Origin of the sequence: Steroidobacter gossypii (assembly GCF_016801985.1) — a bacterium.
In the GTDB taxonomy this organism is placed as follows: Bacteria; Pseudomonadota; Gammaproteobacteria; order Steroidobacterales; family Steroidobacteraceae; genus Steroidobacter; species Steroidobacter gossypii.
This window is the reverse complement of record NZ_JAEVLS010000001.1, coordinates 1,436,257-1,454,891: the sequence shown is the minus strand read 5'-3', so window position 1 is coordinate 1,454,891 and position 18,635 is coordinate 1,436,257. Positions and strand designations below refer to the sequence as shown.

Annotated in this window: 18 protein-coding genes and 1 tRNA gene; 6 read left to right on the top strand and 13 right to left on the bottom strand. The window is 61.7% G+C overall.

All coding sequences use genetic code 11. The features are described from left to right. Positions 1–27: 27 nt before the first annotated feature. The 6 genes from JM946_RS06355 to JM946_RS06330 all read right to left on the bottom strand — a co-directional run bounded on the left by JM946_RS06355 (position 28) and on the right by JM946_RS06330 (position 4,265). Positions 28–420, bottom strand: a complete 393-nt coding sequence (locus JM946_RS06355; RefSeq protein WP_203166310.1) for a rhodanese-like domain-containing protein — start codon at positions 418–420, stop codon at positions 28–30. Beyond that, on the bottom strand, positions 420–821 hold the full coding sequence (locus JM946_RS06350) for a c-type cytochrome (protein WP_203166309.1): 402 nt from the start codon (positions 819–821) through the stop codon (positions 420–422). The genes JM946_RS06355 and JM946_RS06350 overlap by 1 nt, the downstream gene beginning before the upstream one ends. Before the next feature lie 37 nt (positions 822–858). Then, complete coding sequence (locus JM946_RS06345) at positions 859–1,932, bottom strand: metallophosphoesterase family protein (RefSeq protein ID WP_203166308.1); 1,074 nt, start codon at positions 1,930–1,932, stop codon at positions 859–861. A gap of 2 nt (positions 1,933–1,934) precedes the next feature. Next, positions 1,935–3,164 (bottom strand): cytochrome-c peroxidase, encoded by a 1,230-nt coding sequence (locus JM946_RS06340; RefSeq protein ID WP_203166307.1) that lies wholly within the window; start codon positions 3,162–3,164, stop codon positions 1,935–1,937. A gap of 63 nt (positions 3,165–3,227) precedes the next feature. Next, positions 3,228–3,542, bottom strand: a complete 315-nt coding sequence (locus JM946_RS06335; protein ID WP_203166306.1) for a LysR family transcriptional regulator — start codon at positions 3,540–3,542, stop codon at positions 3,228–3,230. 204 nt (positions 3,543–3,746) lie between these two features. Continuing rightward, the gene (locus tag JM946_RS06330) at positions 3,747–4,265 is read right to left on the bottom strand and encodes a GNAT family N-acetyltransferase (protein ID WP_203166305.1); all 519 of its coding nucleotides are present in this window, start codon (positions 4,263–4,265) and stop codon (positions 3,747–3,749) included. Between the two features lie 138 nt (positions 4,266–4,403). Here JM946_RS06330 and gcvA point away from each other — a divergent pair, with 138 nt between their 5' ends. Continuing rightward, positions 4,404–5,324, top strand: coding sequence for a transcriptional regulator GcvA (gene gcvA / locus JM946_RS06325; protein WP_203166304.1), 921 nt, complete (start codon positions 4,404–4,406; stop codon positions 5,322–5,324). Between the two features lie 13 nt (positions 5,325–5,337). Here gcvA and JM946_RS06320 read toward each other — a convergent pair whose 3' ends face one another. Next, a complete protein-coding gene (locus tag JM946_RS06320) occupies positions 5,338–5,703 on the bottom strand; it encodes a rhodanese-like domain-containing protein (RefSeq protein ID WP_203166303.1) in 366 nt (121 codons plus the stop codon). Between the two features lie 118 nt (positions 5,704–5,821). Between JM946_RS06320 and JM946_RS06315 the strand changes: the two genes are divergently transcribed. Further along, positions 5,822–6,745 carry a LysR family transcriptional regulator gene (locus tag JM946_RS06315; protein ID WP_203166302.1) on the top strand — a complete coding sequence of 308 codons (924 nt, stop codon included), beginning with the start codon at positions 5,822–5,824 and terminating at the stop codon, positions 6,743–6,745. Positions 6,746–6,765: 20 nt separating this feature from the next. Here JM946_RS06315 and JM946_RS06310 read toward each other — a convergent pair whose 3' ends face one another. From JM946_RS06310 to JM946_RS06300, 3 genes are all read right to left on the bottom strand, one after another. Beyond that, positions 6,766–9,723, bottom strand: a complete 2,958-nt coding sequence (locus JM946_RS06310; protein WP_218042618.1) for a TonB-dependent receptor domain-containing protein — start codon at positions 9,721–9,723, stop codon at positions 6,766–6,768. 360 nt (positions 9,724–10,083) lie between these two features. Then, positions 10,084–10,902 (bottom strand): uroporphyrinogen-III synthase, encoded by an 819-nt coding sequence (locus JM946_RS06305; RefSeq protein ID WP_203166300.1) that lies wholly within the window; start codon positions 10,900–10,902, stop codon positions 10,084–10,086. A gap of 16 nt (positions 10,903–10,918) precedes the next feature. Continuing rightward, positions 10,919–11,809 carry a TolB family protein gene (locus JM946_RS06300; protein WP_203166299.1) on the bottom strand — a complete coding sequence of 297 codons (891 nt, stop codon included), beginning with the start codon at positions 11,807–11,809 and terminating at the stop codon, positions 10,919–10,921. 34 nt (positions 11,810–11,843) lie between these two features. Here JM946_RS06300 and JM946_RS06295 point away from each other — a divergent pair, with 34 nt between their 5' ends. From JM946_RS06295 to JM946_RS06285, 3 genes are all read left to right on the top strand, one after another. Next, positions 11,844–12,209, top strand: a complete 366-nt coding sequence (locus JM946_RS06295; protein ID WP_230979455.1) for an Lrp/AsnC family transcriptional regulator — start codon at positions 11,844–11,846, stop codon at positions 12,207–12,209. A gap of 186 nt (positions 12,210–12,395) precedes the next feature. After that, a complete protein-coding gene (locus JM946_RS06290) occupies positions 12,396–13,148 on the top strand; it encodes a sulfite exporter TauE/SafE family protein (RefSeq protein ID WP_203166297.1) in 753 nt (250 codons plus the stop codon). Positions 13,149–13,516: 368 nt separating this feature from the next. Next, complete coding sequence (locus JM946_RS06285; RefSeq protein WP_203166296.1) at positions 13,517–14,221, top strand: PEP-CTERM sorting domain-containing protein; 705 nt, start codon at positions 13,517–13,519, stop codon at positions 14,219–14,221. 48 nt (positions 14,222–14,269) lie between these two features. Here JM946_RS06285 and JM946_RS06280 read toward each other — a convergent pair whose 3' ends face one another. Together JM946_RS06280 and JM946_RS06275 are read right to left on the bottom strand one after the other, a co-directional pair. Next, positions 14,270–15,850 (bottom strand): pectate lyase family protein, encoded by a 1,581-nt coding sequence (locus tag JM946_RS06280; protein ID WP_203166295.1) that lies wholly within the window; start codon positions 15,848–15,850, stop codon positions 14,270–14,272. 228 nt (positions 15,851–16,078) lie between these two features. Continuing rightward, positions 16,079–16,155: transfer RNA gene (locus tag JM946_RS06275), tRNA-Arg, on the bottom strand. Positions 16,156–16,416: 261 nt separating this feature from the next. Here JM946_RS06275 and JM946_RS30915 point away from each other — a divergent pair. Then, entirely contained in the window at positions 16,417–16,926 is a 510-nt protein-coding gene (locus tag JM946_RS30915; RefSeq protein ID WP_218042617.1) for a c-type cytochrome, read from the top strand. 113 nt (positions 16,927–17,039) lie between these two features. Here JM946_RS30915 and JM946_RS06265 read toward each other — a convergent pair whose 3' ends face one another. Next, a complete protein-coding gene (locus JM946_RS06265; protein ID WP_203166294.1) occupies positions 17,040–18,575 on the bottom strand; it encodes a YifB family Mg chelatase-like AAA ATPase in 1,536 nt (511 codons plus the stop codon). Positions 18,576–18,635: the final 60 nt, after the last annotated feature.

Sequence of the window (18,635 nt, the reverse complement as noted above, 5' to 3'; positions counted from 1 at the left end):
ATGGGCAGGTGCCCGCTGGCGGAGTAACTACTTGACTAGCGGACGCTTCTGCTTCTCCCAGGCTTCCATATCGCCGTCCAGGTGCAGCAGGCGAGTGAAGCCGTTCTCACGCAGACGTGAAGCGGCCTGCTCAGAGCGGATGCCGGTCGCGCAGTAGAGAACGATGTCCTTGTCGGCCGCGTCGGCGACTTCGGAGATACGTGCGGGCAGGTGCGTATGAGGAATGTTGATGGCCCCAGGCACATGCCCTTTGGCGAACTCTTCAGGCGTGCGCACGTCGAGAATGACGGTCGAGGCGTCGTTCTTGTCGATGCGCTTTAGCAGCGAGGCTTGATCGATCCGAGGCGTCGTCTCACCAGCGTGGCAGACCGCGGCGATTGCTAACGCCGCGGTTGCCAGAAGTGAGCGCGAAGTAAACATCAATGCTTGCCCGGTTCGAGCTTCACGCCGCGACGTTCCCATGCGATGTAGGCCAGCATGGCCGTCATCCGTGGATCGTCGGCCGCCATCGGGTCGCCTTCCAGAGGATTGCGCAGGCACCAGTTCACCATCTCCCACAGGTTGGCGACCTTACCCAACTGCTTCTGGAACTTGGGGTACGTTTCCGGATGCGTGTTGGCGGCGTTCGGATGGCACTGCGCGCACACCACGCCGTTCTTGCCGATGTCCGGGCTGGTCCACAGATTGCGGCCTTCCTTCACCACGCCGTCGAACTGTTCCTGCCAGCGAGCCAGATCTTCCTTGGTGAATTCGTCGGCGTGGGCCGCACCGGCCGCGCCCAAAGCCAGCACTCCACAAGCAATGACGGATGCGATTTTCATGTTGGTACCTTGGCGTCGTTAGCTGCAGCGGTGCCGATCAGTAATGGGTCTGGGGCGGGATGCGGCTGTCGGGATCCTGATAGGTCTTGTCCTTCGGATGTCCGGCCTGCGCATCGAACGCCACGGTGCGCGTGGTGTTGTTGTACAGATTGAACGTCGCATTGGCGCGGCCGCTGTGCACGTCGATGAACTGCCAGCCGGTCGCGTCGCGCTCGAAGAACGGATCGGCGCGATTCATTTGCACCGTGAGCTTGGGCAACAGCTGCTCGGCCTGCGCGTAGCTCTGCGGATACGGCCAAGGCCATGCGGTCGCCATCGCAGACGTGAACGCGATGTTGCCGACCTGGTTGTACTGAATCTGGTGCACGTGCCCGTAGAACACCGTGACCTTGTCGAAAGGCGCGAGCAATGCCTGAACCTGCTCCGCGTCCTCGGTCCAGAAATTCCAGCCCTTGTAGATTTTCTGCAGCGGCGAGTGCGAGAACACCACGATCGGCGTGTCTTTCTTCACTTTCGCCAGGTCTTTCTTCAACCAGGCGCGCTGCTTTTCGCCCACCATGAACGGCGAGCCATTCGGATTGTCGAGACCGGCCATCTCGGCCATGCGCTGCTCGGCGGTGGGCCAGCGATTGAACGTCCAGTCGTCGTAAGTGAGGATGCTGTTCAACACCACGAAGTGCACGCCCTTGTGGTCGAAGCTGTAGTACTGCTTACCGAACAGCTTCGACCAGTACGCGCCCAGGTCGAGGTAATAGTCGTGCTCGCCCATCACGTGATAGACCTTGCCGTTGAGCTTGGACAGGATCTCCGCGCCGTGATCGAGCTCGGCCTTGGTGCCCATCTGCGCCAGATCGCCGCCGTACATGATGAAGTCCGGCTTGGGCGTGAGCAGGTTGGTTTCGGCGACCGCGCGAATCAGGCCGCGATCCCAGTTGCGCACGAACTGCGTGCCCTTGATGTGCTGAATGTGTGAGTCCGAGATGTACGCGAACGTGAAGTTCTCGCTCGGCTTCGCGAATGCCAGCTCCACCATGGTCAGCGGCAGCACGGTCGCGCCGAGACTCACCGTGGAGGTTTTGAGAAAGCTGCGGCGATCGTATTTGATGTCCATGATTACATCCCCTCTCCGCCGCTTACAGCGCGTGCGGTCTCAACTGCCGGGCTGGCCGCGACCGTCGCGGTCTTCACGTTGCACGACACGGGATTGGCCGAGGCCGCCTTCTGCGCGGCGAACTGCGGGCTGGTCAGCGCTTCCATGAACGCCACCAGATCGCTGATCTCGTCGTCGGTCAGGTTCAATGGACGGATGCCGCCGCTCAGGAAGTCGTTCACCGGATCGTCTTTCTTGGTGACGCCGCCGTTGTTGTAGTGCTCGACCACGTCGCGCAGCGTCTTCAGGCTGCCGTCGTGCATGAACGGCGCGGTCACCGCAACGTTGCGCAAAGTCGAAGTCTTGAAGGCGCCGATCTCGTCGAGCGTCTCGGTCACCGCGAAGCGACCCAACTCCGACACCTTCGGATTGGTCAGCACGGCCTTGTCGACGTCGGTGCCCGCGGCTTTCGCGGTCAGGAATTGCGGCGCGAACTGCGGGATCTCGTTCTGAATGCGATTCACGCCCACGCCGATGTTATGGAAGCGATTGTCGGTGAACAGCGCGTAATCCTGTTCGATGGCGTGACACGACACGCAACGCCCCTTGGTCAGGAACACGTTGAAGCCGCGCTTCACCTGCTCGTTCACGGCGTTCTCGTCGCCGCCGTAGTACCAGCGATCCCACGGCGAATCGCCTGCGATGATGGTGCGCTCGAAGCTGGCGATCGCCTGCTGCACTTCCTTCATCGTGATCTGCTCGCCTTGCTTGTCGAAGACTTTCTTGAATCGCGCCACGTAGTCGGGATCGGTGCGCACGATCTGTAACACCGGATCGTGGTTGACCAGGCCCATCTCCACCGGATTGACGATGGGATGCTGGGCCTGGTCTTCCATGTCCAGCGAGCGGCCGTCCCAGAAGAACAGCTTGGAGTAAGCGGCATTGATCACCGTCGGCGAGTTGCGCGTGCCGGTGAGTTTGTTGATGCCTTCCGACACCGTCAGCGGACTATCGGTGAAGGCTTTGTTGGGATCGTGGCAGGTCGCGCAGCTCACCTCGCCGGTGCTGCTGAAGCGTTTGTCGTTGAACAACTTGTCGCCGAGCGCGATCTTCTCGGGCGTCTGCGGGTTATCGGGCGGAATGGGCACCGGCGGCAAACCCAATGGCTGCGCCATCGCGGCGCTCGCCATCAAAAGGCCAGACAAGAAACTGGCGCACGTCGCCACGCGCACGGTCTGAATCGGCGGTCCCATGCTGGTCTCCCCTGCTCGTTCGGTTCTGAAGCAGCCGAACCCTATGGTTAACTTAGACAAAGTCTAATCAATGGGCGAGCGCTGACAATTGATCTCGTCAATAAGAGCCCCCGAACGAGAGCGGCCATTGCGGCCGACAGCCACGATGCGATCGGCCGCGCGCACGGCGACGCGAGCGAAGCGCAACACTTTGCGACCGTCTTCGGTGAGCGCGACATGAGCACGATCGCGTTCGAACAAACGCACGCCGAGATATTCCTCGAGCTTGCGCAGCTGAATGCTGAGTGTCGATTGAGTCACGGAGCAACGCTCGGCCGCGCGCGTGAAGTTCAAACATTCGGCCAGGGCGAGCAGGTAGCGTAAGGCGCGAATGGACATGCGAGCCTCATTGGTCCAGCACGCTCGACCTCGTTCCGACCTTGAGTCGAAGCGCGCGAACGTGGCGCGAATTATTAGTAAACCCCTTCGATCGGAACGACGCCGACTTCCGGTCGACGCTCCGCCCCGATTCGCGCCAGAAAATACACCCCGCCCGTGTCGGCCGCCAGCACGGTAAATGCACCGGCGATCGTTTATCGTTAGTTATTTCCGATCGCCGTCATCGACAGCAGCGATTGCAGCGCCGAGCTTTTGCAGGGCCGGGCCGGTCACGCGATACATGGTCCATTCATTCATCGGCACGGCGCCGAGGCTTTTATAGAAGTCGATGGCCCGCTGATTCCAATCGAGCACCGACCACTCGAGCCGACCGCAATCGCGCTCCACCGCGAGCCGCGCCAGGTGGCGCAGCAGTTGCTCGCCGAAACCGCGGCCGCGAAACTGCTGCCGTACATATAAGTCTTCGAGATAAATGCCGGGCCTGGCCAGGAAGGTCGAGAAGTTGTGGAAGAACAGCGCGAAGCCGGCCACTTCGCCGCCCGGCTGCAGCCGGCCCATGATCACCTCCGCGCTCGGCTTCGGGCCGAACAGCACCTTGCGCAATTGCTCCTCGGTGGCGGTCACTTCGTGCAGCAGGCGCTCGAACTCGGCCAGCTCGCGAATCAGCTGCAGGATCATGGGCACGTCGGCCGGCGTGGCGGGCGCAATGTGCAGGTCGGTCATGACGGTCTCCCTACTTCACAGCCTGGGCATCGTACCTTGCATCATTAAGTGAATCGATATATTTTCGAGCCGTATCCAAGCATTCCCGTGGCGTTCGGGTTCATGGATTAAAAGAATTTTGAACAAAGCGGCCGACCGATGAGCGCTGACACCAAACTGCCTCTCAATGCGCTGCGCGCCTTCGAGGCCGTGGCCGCGCATTTGAGTTTCACCGGGGCGGCTCAGTCCCTGAACGTCACCACGGCGGCGGTCAGCTCCCACATCAAAGCGCTCGAAGAGTTTCTCGAAACTCCCCTGTTCGTGCGCCACAGCCGCTCGGTTCGACTGACGCCACAGGGTGCTCGCTTGCTGCCCGGCGTGCAACGAGGCATGGGTGAGCTGACGCGCGCGGTCGATCAACTGCGCCTGGATCGCAGCAGCGGGTTGCTCAACATCAGTCTGCTCGGCTCGTTTTTGCAGAAGTGGCTGTTGCCGCGACTCGGCGATTTCTACCAGAAGCATCCGGAAGTGGACCTGCGCTTCAGCGCCAGCCGCGAGCTGGTGGATTTCATGCAGACCGACTTCCACGCCGCCGTCCGTTACGGCTCGGGCAGCTGGCCGCAGATTCAATCGGAGAAGATGCTCGACGATTGGGTGTTTCCAGTCGCGAGTCCCGCGCTATTCGCCAAGCTCGGCGCCATCAATACGCTGGCAGATCTCAACAAGTACCCGCTGCTGCACAGTGCGAGCGAGCCGTGGATCGACTGGTTACGCCGCGTGGGCGGCGACACGACCCGTGTTGAGCGTGGTCCGATTCTCGACGACTCCGCTTCGGTGCTGGCGGCGGCCGAACAAGGCCACGGCCTGGCACTGGCTCGATGGTCGCTCGTGGCAGGCGACCTTGCCTCCGGCCGCCTGGTGCGGCCGTCCGGCCAAAGCGTGCGCCAACACAACTCTTATTACTTCGTCGCGCCGGCCCACAACTTCGAAGTGCCCAAGGTCATTCGGTTCCGCAACTGGCTTCGCGAAGTGTGCAGCCAGTTTCCGCCGCCCGAGGGCGAGCGGCTCGAACCGCAATGAGTGGACTGGGTGCTCAGGCACGCTCCACTGGCAACTCGTTCTTCACCCAGGCTTCGAAGCCACCTTCCATCTCGACGACGGGAATGCCGGCGGATGCCAGCTCGACGGCAGCGGCCGAGGCCAGCTTGCAGGTCTGGCTGTAGCAATACAGCACCGCCGTTCTATCTTTGCGAATGCCGGCCAGCGTGTGCCACTTGCCCTGCGGCAGATTGATGGCGCCCGGAATGTGTCCGGCCTGATAATCGCTGGGCAGCCGCACATCGACGATGGTGATCGGCTCGTTGCGACGGATCTGTCCATTGAGCTCGTACGGGCCGGTGAGAAAGGCCAGCCGCTGAGCAAAAAAGTCGCGCGCCTGGCGAGTATCCTGGGTAGACATGGCAGCACCTTTGGAGTCAGCCGGGCGACGCCCGACCGGAGGAGTGCTACGTTAGTCATGCCCCGGTGCCGGATCATCGGCCCTGGCGGCATGGGATTTATTCCGCGAATCGCCCCAAATGCAAAATCTCACCGACATCGCCGTATTCGTCAAAGTGGTCGAGCTGTCCAGTTTCACGGCGGCCGCGGAGGCTCTGGAAATGTCACAGCCCGTGGTCAGCAAGGCAGTGACTCGCCTGGAAGAAAAGCTCGGTGCGCGTCTGCTGAATCGAACCACGCGCCGCCTCAGTCTCACCGAAGCAGGCTCGGAGCTGTACCGCCGCAGCGGCAGTGCGCTTCGTGAGATCGAAAACGCCGAACTGGAAGTAGCGCGCTTTCAAACCGAGCCACGCGGCACGTTGCGAGTATCGGCGCCGATGAGCTTCAGCATCCTGCAACTCGGCCCCGCCATACAAACATTCATGGAGCGCTATCCGGGCGTGACCGTGGAGCTGAACATGGACGATCGGCAGGTGGATCTGGTGGAAGAAGGCTTCGACGTGGCGATTCGCATCGGACGCTTGCGCGATTCGAATCTCATCGCTCGCAAGATCGCACCCACGCGGCAGGTCATCTGCGCATCGCCTTCGTATCTCGCCAAGCACGGTACGCCGGAGCGGCCCGAAGATCTGCTCGAACACAACTGCATTCTTTACTCATTACTCAGCGCACCACGCGAGTGGCGCTTCACGGACAGTGAAGGCGGCGAGCACGTGGTGCCGGTCAACGGCACTCTCCACTCGAACAATGGCTTGGTGAATCGCGCGGCCGCGATCGCCGGCGGCGGCATCATTCAACTACCGACCTTCTATCTTGGCGATCAGCTGCGCTCGGGCGAGTTGAAGCCGGTGTTGTGCAAGTTCCGCCCGCCCGAGATCGCCGTGCATGCCGTGTATCCCGAGCGGCGCAATCTCATGCCGAAGGTGCGCGCCTTCGTGGACTTCGTCGCCAGCACGTTCGGGCCCGAGCCGCCTTGGGAAAAGGGCTGGACGCTCGAGGATTGAGCGACCAGCGACTTGCCCCATCAGAATTGTTTGATCGCGGACACCTTGAAGTAACGACCCAATGGATTGCCGATGAACGGGTCGTAGCTCAGGTCCAGACGCGCCAGCGGCGGATCGCGATCGGTCAGATTGATGACCGCCGCGCTCAAGGTGGTCTCGCCTGGCAACTGCAAGCGATAGACCAGATCGTGCGTCAGGAACGAGCCGATTTCTCGAAAGCCGTCCGGCACGCTCGAGCGCACATCGGTAACACCGTCGATGTAGCGTGAAGTCCAGCGCACGGCGTGATTGCCCGAGCTGAAATCCAAGTACCACGAGCCGCGCAACTCAGGCAACGAACCCAGGCCGGCGCCGCCGCGAGTGCCGGCGTAGTCGTCGGCATCGTTGATCAAGATGCCTTCCACGAACAGCGCATCGCGCTCGTACTTCAAAGTGTACGAACCGTCTACGCCGACCAGCAGCTCGCCGCCGAACCAGCCATCGAACAGATACGACAGGCTCGCATCGAGGCCGGAAATGCGCTCCTCCGGTCCGTTGATCACATTGACTCGAGTGCGCGTCAACGTGCTGGCGCTGCAGATCGGATTGCCGGACGCATCCTGCGTGAACGTAAAGCGCTGCTGCAGGTTGTCGTAGGCCGGGTCGTCGCAGAAATTCGGATCGCCCGGATCCACGCCGAAGAACGCCGCCACCAGCTCCGTGCCGCCCTCGGTGCCGATCGGATTCTTGAACTTGAAATTCCAGTAATCCAGCGAGGCCTTGAAGTCACCGGCCTGCACGATGGCGCCGACGTTGAAAGTGTCCGCCTCTTCCGGATCGAGATCCGGATCGCCGTAGTTGTCGTAAGGTTTGTAGCCGCGATTCACGCCCGTATAAACCAGCGTGGTGCTGAAGCCATCCAGCAACTGGGTCTGTTGCGGACCGCGGAAGGTGCTGCCCGCCGAACCACGCAGCGCCAGCCAGTCGAGCGCCTGCCAACGCAACGAGATCTTTGGATTGGTGGTCGAACCGACCAGGCCGCCGTAATCTTCGTAACGCACCGCCAGTTGCGCCTGTAACGATTCGAACAACGGCAGATTCACTTCGCCGAACACGCCGTACACGTCGCGGCTCAAGTCCTGATTGCGCAACGGACCGAAGAACGTGAACACGCCGAATTGCGTGTCGCAGCCGGTGTTGCCGTTGATGGGCGTGTCGACGCACGGATTCTGGTCGATGTCGGTCCAGAAATTCACCTTGCGCTCGAAACCTTCGTCGCGATACTGACCGCCGGCCGCCCAGCCGACGGCGCCGCCCGGCAACGACCATGACAGCTCGCCGTTGAACACCAGGTCCACCGCCAGGGTCGAGGCGGTGTCTTCCCAGCCGTTGTCCTCGAACATCCAATCGATCACGGCCGGATTGTTGGCCAGCGACGGATCGTAGTTGAAATCGTTGACCCGGCCGGTGGAAGGGTTGCCCGCGAACGCGTTCGAGAATGGATTGAAGAACAAACATCCCGCCGAGCCCGCCGTGGCGCCGGCCGGACAGTCCGGTCCGCCCAGGCCGTTCAGCGCGAGCTGTAAACGATACGCAAGAATGTCGGGTGTATTGGTCTCGCGAGTGTTCTCGCTGTAAGTCACCGCGGTGTTCCAGCCGATGTTGGGGCCGAACTCACCGTCGAGGCTGGCCGAGACGCGGAAGCCGTCGAACAGTCGCTCATCCTTCTTGCCTTCTCCAGTGAGCGGATTGCCGCCGTTACCCAATGGGCGCCACTGCAGGCCGCTGGCGACCACGAAACGCCGAGCTTCCACCGCCGCGCGATCGGTAGCGTCGAGCAGCGGCAGGATGGCCCGCAAGCCAGGATTGCTGAGCGGCACGATGTAGTTCGGTGAAACAAGATTGCGGGTCGGCGTCGCTGTCAGATTCGCGCCTTGCTGCGGACCGTAGGAAGGCGAGGAATTTTCTTCCGGCGCATCGTGCACAGCGTACAGCGCCTCGATGTGCAGACCGGTCTTTTCGCCGATATCCATGTTGAACTCGGTGTAGAGCTGATAATGCTCTTCGCGCTCGGTCAGATTGTCGAAGGTGACGTACTGAAAGCGGCAGCCTTCGTCATCGATCCCGAATCCGCCCAACGCGGCGCAACCCGGATCGCGAAAGATCTGTGCGTCCGTGGTCGGACCGGCGGTGACGTTGTATTTGCCAGGGTTACCGAAAGATGAGTAGCCGCCTTGCGGATTCTCATCGAAGCTGCGCACGGCCCAATCGCGGTCGGTGGTGTTCAATTCGGAACGATGCCGATAGCCACCCGCGACCATGAAGTTCCACGTGTCCGCACGATGGCCCCACAGCACGTTGGCGCTGTAGTCGCCGTCGGAACCGTCGATGTAACTGTACGAAGCGTCCAACGACAGACCTTCGACGTTGGTTTTGGTGATGAAGTTGACGACACCGGCGACGGCGTCGGAGCCGTAGGTCGCAGCGGCGCCGTCCTTGAGCACTTCGATTCGACCGATCGCTGCCATGGGCAACAGGTTGGTGTCCACTCCGTTGCCGGTGGGCGATCCCGCCAAACGTCGGCCGTTCATCAACACCAGGGTTCGCACAGCGCCGATACCACGGAGATTGATATTGCTGCTGCCGGTCGATTGCGCCGATCCGAACTGATTCGATTCGCCGAGCACGCCCTGCACGGCCGGAATCGATTTCACCAGATCCACCATCGACGGCGAACCTTGCATCTGCAGATCTGCGGCGGTGAAAACATCGACGGGCAGCGCCGCATCCTCGGCCGTGCCTTCGATGTAAGAACCGGTGACCACCACGACTTCCAGCTCTTCCACCGCGCCGGACTGCTGGGCAGGCACTGCGAAACTGCTCAGCAGAAGCGAACCTGCGAGCACGTTGCGTACGCTGGCGCGTAGCTTGTTTTCGATGGCGACTGGATTGCGGGGCGTGCGAACGCGCCGGATCCACGGACTGCGACTCGGAATCATATTGTCCCCCACTAGAAGCAGCTGTGCCCGCCGCTCGACGAACACCGCTCGGAATGTTTCCGTCTTCAGGCGTTCGCAGGATCCACGCCACGCACTCATTGCGTTGGCTCGTGGTCGCCGCGAACTTTTTTCGTGTGTCTTCCCTGGCCGCTGTCACGGCCAAGTTGTGTGAAGCACTCGGGGTGTTGTACGTGACTGTGTCAGCGAGGGTCAACGCGCTTAAGAAATCATTGCAAAGCCGCGCACGTTTCTATTTTTATTTCTGTACTTCGGAACGAGCGGCGGCGATCTCACAATGTCACGTGTGAAATAGCGATCAGCTCGCATGAGGCGCTCACGCGAGCGCGTTGACTTTTCTTTTCAACTCTCGGTGCGTGTGCCGATGCTTTGTTCGATGGCGGTGGTGAGCGGCTTCATGAAGAACGAATCCTCGGGCATCAGGCGCACCGGGATATCGTGTCGTTTCAGCGCATCGGCCACGACCGGACCGATCGCTGCCACCTCGGTTTTTTCGAATGCCGCCTTCACCAGCTCGAGCGGCGCGACCGAAAACAAACGTTCCACTTGCGGGGTGCTGGTGAAGGCAATGATGTCGACCTGGCCGGCAGCCATTCGCTGCATGAGATCCCGAACAGCGTCATCGGCAACTTTGTCGGCGTAAACATAAGGCGCGACAGAGAGAACCTGTGCGCCGGCCGATTGCAGGAACTCGATCAACGGCCGATTGGGCTCGGTGCCATACAACTGCACTCCGACTTGGCGACCTTGCAGGTTCTCCGCTCGCAACGACTCGATCACTCCCTGCGTGGTGGGCGATGCCGCCGCGACGTCGGACTTCAAGCCCAGCTCTCGCAGCGCGCGTGCCGGTTTGGGGCCCCGGGTGATCTTTCTTATGGCGCCCAGCCGTTGCACGAAGGGTTCGCGCAATGCGGGCTCGTTCTTGTCGATGCAGCTGAGCAGTCGACGCAAGCCTTCGCCGGTCAGCAAAATCAGGTCGTCGCACGAGCCTGCATTGAAAGCGCGCAGCCATTCGAGAACCGGTTGCGGATCCGGTGCATCGAGGATCGCCACCAAGGGACAGCGCAAGACTGTCGCCCCGCGACGTTCCAGCATGGAAGAGAAGACGTCCAGTTCCCGGGTTTCGGGGACTGCAATAGTGCGACCGGTGAGTGTTGCCATTCCTCCTGCTATACCATCAACGGCATCGCGGAGGCCAGACCTCGCCGGCATTGGGCGCGAGGTCCATCAGGAAGATCTCTCCGGAGCGCTCGCCATCGCGTTGGGCGAACAGCAGGCGGTCACCACTGGGTGACAGTAAAGGGCCGACCTGAAAATGCTCTGCCAGCGCGGGAATCTCGCCGATCTCTACCCAGTGTCCGCCGCGCCACTTGTACTGATAGAGATGCGAACGCTCGGTTCGGTTCGCGACCACCACCATGGTGCCGCCATCGCGTGACACTTCCGCTTCGTACTCGAAAGCCGGCGTGTTCACCGGTGGACCGAGGTTCTCAACCTGCCAACGGCCGTCGGCGGCGGCCGTGGCCATGTAGATGTCGCCCTGGCCGAGCCCACCCTCGCGCGCCGATCCGAAATAGAGACGACCTTGCAGATCCTGTCTCGGCAACAGCTCGGAGGCTGAAGAATTCACCGGTTCCGGCAGGCGCTGCGGTTCGCTCCAATCGCCACCGGCGTTGCGCTCCACGTACCAGATGTCGAAGTCCTCGTGCTTCGGATCCTGGCGAGACGAAATGAAGTACAGCCGCTTGCCGTCATACGTCACGAATGGGTCCGCCTCGATCACCGGCAGCGACTGTGCGAACGACGGCGTCTCGGGCTTGGTCCACGCACCGTTCTCGCATCGAGACCTCATGATGCGGTACTTGCTGAAGCTGGCGTCCGCGCTGAGGAAGTACATCTCTTTTCCGTCCGGCGTGAAGGTCGGCGAAGATTCATAGCCGGACGACGCAATCGCCGCCGGCGTCCAGCGACGCGGCTGGTTCGCCTGTTGCGCCGATGCACTGTGGATCACGAGAATGCCGGCCGCCAACTGCAGGCAGCGGAGTGCGACGATGGATGCGATTGACATGCAAATAGTTTCGCTAGTGCGTACGAATGCTCGGATGCCGCTGAAGACCATCGCCGGCAAGGTGAAACTGGCGCGCAGCACGGTGCGCGAACGCTTGATGAAGCTGGAGGAGTCCGGTGTCATTCTCGGTTATCACGCGCGCGTCGCCGATGCCGATCGGCTGTCCGCCCTGCTTCTGCTCAAGCTGGCCAAAACACCCGCGCCTCGCACTGTCGCCGCCATCACTGCCTTGCCCGAAGTCTGTCGTTGCTATTCGTTGAGCGGCGATATCGACCTGGCCGTCGAGATCGAGTCGCGCACCACGTCGCAGCTCAACGCCACCCGCGACCGTATCGCCACGCTGCCCGACGTGATCGACGTCACCACTTCGCTGATCCTGAAGCGCGACAAGGACAGTTGAGCCACCGCGACGGCTTCGATGTCGAGCAGCCAGAGTGTGCCCGGACCGACCGACTTGCACGCCGACCAATTGCCGGGCGCGCCGCCACTTCGGCGGCAACCGATGCGATGGCTTTCGTATTTGCCGACGCCAGACTTTGGGAGATTCACATTGTGAGTCCGCGGGCAGACGCGTGACACTCGAGAGATGAGCGTTCTCACGTCCTCCACAGCATACGTCGCGCTGATCTTTCTGTTGGCCGGCGCGGTGAAGGGCGTGGTCGGCCTGGGACTGCCGACGGTTGCGATGGGCCTGCTCAGTTTGGCGATGCCGCCGGCCGAGGCTGCGGCCATCCTGTTGTTGCCTTCGTTCATCACGAATGTATGGCAACTCGCCGAAGGCCCACGTCTGGACGATCTCATTCGACGCCTATGGCCGCTGCTGCTCGCGATTTTCATCAGCACGGTCATTGCCTCAGACGTCATCGCATCGACCGGGTCAGCCGAGGCGAGTGTCGCGCTCGGTGGCGCGTTGTTGCTCTACGCTTCGGCGGGACTCTGCAACTTTCACATCCATGTGTCGGCCGCAACGCAAAGATGGGCTGGTCCGCTGGTGGGCGTCATCACCGGATTCATCACTGGCGCGACCGGCACCTTCGTGGTGCCTGCGGTTCCTTACCTTGCTGGCCTGGGTTTGGCTCGTGACGAACTGATACAGGCGCTCGGGCTGTCGTTCACCGTGTCGACTGTAGCTCTGGCGCTCGGTCTGCTCTGGCACGGCGCATTCGAGATGAAATCCGTCTCCAGTTCGATGGTCGCGATCGTTCCCGCGCTACTCGGAATGATGCTCGGCGGTCAGATCCGCCGTCGTGTCTCGCCTGAGCGATTCCGCCGCTGGTTCTTTCTCGGGCTGTGCGCTTTGGCCGTGCACCTGATCGCGCGGGGCGCCTTCCGCTCATAAGGGTTAGCTCGGCCTTTCATTTCCTGAGGCTCATCACGAGCGCCGATCGGGCCGAACAGTTGCGCCGGAATTCACTCCAGGCGACGCCGAAGCTGAATCGAATAAGGCCGACCATTACGAATATGTGGGCAATTGACCCGCATCGTCGGGTGCATTAAACAGGCTGGACGTCGAAGGGTTTTACAGGTGGAGCCGGGGTCATCGATCTTGCTGTCCGCTAGCCGATTGTTCGGTAACATAATCGCGTGGGTGCGGCGCGAAAACTGCAATCGGAAACGACTGGAAGCATTGATTCGCGGGGCTTACGACTTCCACCTACAACGCGGACGGCCGCCAGCAAACCCCGCATGAGGACCAGGAGGAACAGCATGGCCAATCTGAGAGTGCTCGCACTCATCCCTTTCATGTTCGTATGTGGCGTTGCCAACGCAACGCTGGTCACTTTCGACGCATACGACTACGCGGCGGGCACCAATCTCACCGACTTGTCGCCAGGGCTGCATCTGCAAATGATCGCCTCGCCCCCTGGCGGTCCGGTGCAGATCGGCAGCTACGACGTGCGCTCGGCTCACAATCCCGGCGGCATGACCCCGCCCGGCTACTTCGCCGGCATCGGCTCTCCGTTCGGCGGCGCTTTGACCGAGATCAGCACCGGTTATGGATGCTACGCGGCGTCTGTATCAGGGCAGCCGATGAGCTCATTCTGCGATGAAGGCTTCTCCTTCCTGGAGCTGACCTTCGATGTCGCCACCGATTTCGTCGAGATCGTCGGCGGGTTCGGCGACAGCCTCGGCGGCACGCTCTACGCCTTCGATGCCGCCGGCCAACTCCTTGGCACCGCCGGCGTCGGCTCCATCATTGGCGAGGGTCAGTTCGCCAGCTCGCTCACCCTGGCCCAGGCCGCCATCACTCGCGTGGTCTATGGCGCCAGCCTCGATGCCGGCGCCATCGCCGCCGGTCGCATCTCATACAACAGCTACAACATCCCCGAGCCCGAGACCCTGCTCCTCATGCTCACCGGCCTTTCGGGTCTGCTGCTCGCCGGCCGCCGCCGTAAGAAACTCGCGGCCTGAATGTTGGTTACTGGCGTCGCTGGTCGAATACCAGCGACGCCAGTCCCGCTAGTCGCCCAAATGATACTGAACCGTGACAGACAGGGCGGCAAATGGGCCGAATTCCGCATCGGTCAGCGGTGACAGCGTTCCGTTCTCGAATTTGAGAAGGTCGATGGCTGATTGACCTGGGTGGACCCTACCAACGATTTGCACACCGGGACCGACGGCAAAGCCGTCGCCAGACAGTGCCGCGGTGACGATGAGGTTCGGGATGCTGCTTCGTGCAGCAAGGGGCAGGCCGACGATCCGTGCCTGGCCGACAGCCGAAGTTTTCCCACTCATGGACACATAACACGTCGCGTTCAGCACGCCACCATGGATTGAATAGCAGCCGCTCTGGTTCGTGTAGGCCAGCGCACCGGCGTAGCCGCCGAAAGCGATTGTAGGCGTCCAGCTGTGGACCAGCCCCAACTCTCGGAGATCGACCGATCCTTGTGTCCGCCGGAAGCTCAGCGTGCCGGTTTCGTAGTGATTGGCGCCGATCAGGCAATTCTTTGGCCAATGAATCGCACCTTGCGCGGTCACGCCAAACCGACAGTCTTGAACCGACCCGCCCACGAACTGAACGCCCGCATCGACGTATATGGCCCAGTCCGGGCCCACGAGGCCTGCATTGCCATACATGGTGCACGCCTGAAACTGCACGCCCATTGCGTACTCGCAGTCGATGAACACATGAGACTTTCTCGGTGCGAGGGAGCCGCTTGCGAGTGCGCTCGCGTTCTCTTCGAGATAGCAGTTCGTGAACGACCACGACTGGATGCCGTGGGTACCGGTGATTCGAATAGCGTTTTTGAGATTCAGCTCGAAGTTGCAGGTATCGAACGACCACGCGGTTGCGAGGTCACTGAATGCGTGGTTGACCAGCACGCCGTTCTGGCCGTTGGCGGCGAATCGACAGTTGACGAACTTCTGCACGGAGCAATTGTTCGTCCCGTTCAGATACAGGCCATTCTCGATCGATTCCACCGCGACCACTCGATCGAAGGTGTTCCAGATGGTTCGACCTTCCAGATGGATGCCATGACGCATCTGAAAGATGTAGACGTCCTTGAACGAGAGGAAGTCGCATAGCCGTTCCGCCGAAACGCCGCGCACGTGAATACCGTCGGCAGAGGTGTAGGAGTTCTTGTCCCGATTGCGGAGATACACGCCTTCGAGGACGAAGCCTCGAATGTCGCTGACGCTGTTGTCTATCGTGATGATCGCCGCGTTCGCGAAATTTCGGAGCGTGGTCTGCTCGCGTCCCATACCGCGAATCTGCACCCCGTAAGTCGTGATGGTGAGATTGACGTAGAACTCACCAGCTGGCACGGACACCTCAGCCGGATGCGCCGCGATCGCCCGGTTGAAAGCTACCGTTTGGTTGGTGATGGCAGCGGGCGGACCTTGATACGCAACGGCGCCGTACCGCCTGACGTCTCCAGGTGGATACGACAAATCCGTTGGCACCACCATCGCATCGATTTCTGACTGCGTCCTCGGATAGCACGCCGGGGTGCAAGTTTGAGCCTTCGCCTCTGCAGACAACAGTGCGGAACCGGCCGCGGACGCTATCAGAATTTTGGATAGATCCCTACGTTGCATCGTTCACTCCGTGCGAAGCATTTCCCTGCAAATGGATGAGTCAATCTCGATCGGCACTCATGAGGTGGTCGATCGATCCGATACTCAGGCCGCGTGGACCGCAAGCCAAGGCCAGAATCCTAAAGACCTGTGGCCAACGGAATGGGCGATGAAGCAGGAAGGATCTTCGATGCTCGTAACGGCCGCTCGTCCATCGGCCGACCGACCTCTGAGGCGTGATCGAGGGAATGGCGCGCCCGACTGGATTCGAACCAGTGACCCCTGCCTTCGGAGGGCAGTACTCTATCCAGCTGAGCTACGGGCGCGTTGCGAGGAGTGTAGCAGTCACCACCCGAGCTTGGGGCCTGCGAGGCAGGCCGGGGCCGACACCGTGACAGGTGGCTGGCGGCGGCGAGTGGGGCGCGCATCATAGCTGGCCTCGCGGCTAGGCCCAAGCGCGGCACGGGAAGTGGCTAACTTTCAGGGAGTTAAGCTGCTGAGTTTATCGGCAAGGGCGACGCCGCTATACTGCGCGCCGTTTTGCCATGTGGCTTGAATTCGCCCTGTAGCCTGTTGTTGGAGCCGAAGTGAGCGCCGAGCACGATAGAAAGTTCTTTGACACCTTCATGCTGGTTCTCGGTGTCCTGGTCGGCATTGCGGTCCTTCTATATGTGTTGGCGCGCATCGTCGCCGCCAATACCCAGGAGAAGCACGTCGTTTCCGATCCGGCCAATCAGGCCGTGGTGGCTGAACGCATTCAGCCAGTGGCGAAAGTGGCGATCGCGGGCCAGGACAACTCGGCGCTCGCGCCGACGCCGGCGGCATCCGCGGCTCCGGCCGAGGATCTGGGCGGCGAGGAAGTGTTCAACATGGCCTGCCTGGCCTGTCACGGGGCCGGCGTGGCCGGTGCGCCGAAGATGGGCGACAAGGCTGCCTGGGGCCCGCGCATTGCCAAGGGCGCCGAAACCTTGCACAAGCACGCCATCGAAGGCTTCCAGGGCAGCGCCGGCTTCATGCCGCCGAAGGGTGGCCGCGCCGATCTGTCGGATAAGTCCATCATCAATGCCGTCGACTACATGATCGCCGGCTCGAAGTAATCCCGCCTCTTGCGAGGTCGCCGCGACTGCCGCGGCGACCTCGCGTCGACCCGCCAGTCTCCGCCTCGACAGCGCTAGAGCGAATGCTCGCTCGAGCGCACCGATGACGCAGTTCAAACGCGCGAAGAATCCCCGGTCATCGCCGGCACAGTTCGATCCAGTTTTCGCAACGACAGCGCTTCACTGATGTGCGGCGTATCGATGTCAGAAGCCCCTGCGAGATCCGCAATCGTTCGCGCGACTTTCAGCACTCGATGATAGGCGCGCGCCGAGAACCCCAGTTTGTTCGAGGCACGGTCCAGGAACTGTCGACCGCGACTCGTCGGATGGCAGACGCGGTCGATATCTCGCCCTTTCAGCCGCGCATTCGTGCAGCCCTGACGAGTCAGCTGCAGCTCGCGAACACGAGCAACACGAGCCGCGATCGTGGCGCTCGTTTCGGCCGTCGCGTCCTCCGCCCGCAATAGTTGATGAGGAATCCGAAGCACCTCGACGTGCAGATCGAGTCGATCGATCAAGGGCCCGGACAAACGAGTCCGATAGCGCCGCACTTGCTCGGCGGTGCAATGACACAGGCCGCGTTCGTCGCCGAGGTAACCGCATGGGCAGGGATTCATCGCAGCGACGAATTGGAATGAAGCCGGGAACTCGGCTTGATGAGCCGCACGCGAGATCGTGATCACTCCCGTTTCGAGCGGCTCGCGTAGCACCTCGAGCGCGGTCCGCTCGTACTCGGGCAACTCGTCAAGAAACAAAACGCCATGATGCGCGAGTGAAATCTCACCAGGCCGCGGCCGGGAGCCGCCGCCAACCAGAGCCACGGACGACGCAGAGTGATGCGGAGATCGAAATGGCCGCGTTCGCCACCGCGCCGTGTCGATGGGAAGCCGCGCCACGCTGCGCACGGCGGCAACTTCCAGCGCTTCGTCTTCACTCATCGGCGGCAGCAAGCCAGGCAGGCGCTGCGCGAGCATGCTTTTCCCCGTGCCGGGCGGCCCGATGAAGAGCAACGAATGCGCACCGGCCGCCGCAACCTCCAAAGCTCGCTTGGCAATTTGCTGGCCGCGCACCTCGCACAGATCGGCCTCGAGAACACGAGCACACGGAGGAGCCGCACCGATGATGAAATGTAGCGGCGCCTTCCCGGTGGCGTGATTGACCATGTCGGGAAGATTGGATGCGATCGCGATTCGACATCCCGTCACCAAGGCTGCCTCGGCGACATTCGCACGAGGCACGATCACGGAATGATTGACTCGCGCAGCGGCGACGGCCGCGAGCAAAGTGCCCTGCATCGACTGCACCTCGCCGCTCAGCGAGAGCTCGCCATAAAACTCGCAATCGCGCAGCGATTCCGCAGGCAGCTGACCCGAGGCCAGCAGAATGGCGAGCGCGATGGGAAGATCGTAGCGGCCACCGTCCTTGGGCAAGTCGGCCGGCGAGAGATTCACAGTGACGCGCCCCTCGGGCCAAACGAACCTGCAGTTCTCGATGGCGGCCCGAACGCGATCGCGACTTTCTTTAACCACCGCTTCGGCCAGGCCCACGATGGAGACCCGCGGCAAACCGACGCCAAGATCGCATTCGACGCGCACCAACGGCGCTTCCATACCGTGCTGCGCGCGACTCAATACAGTCGCCATCGCCATCCTTGGCTCTCCTCGACATTCATCCCACATCGCCAACCGGCAACTCGGCGCGACGTGGAC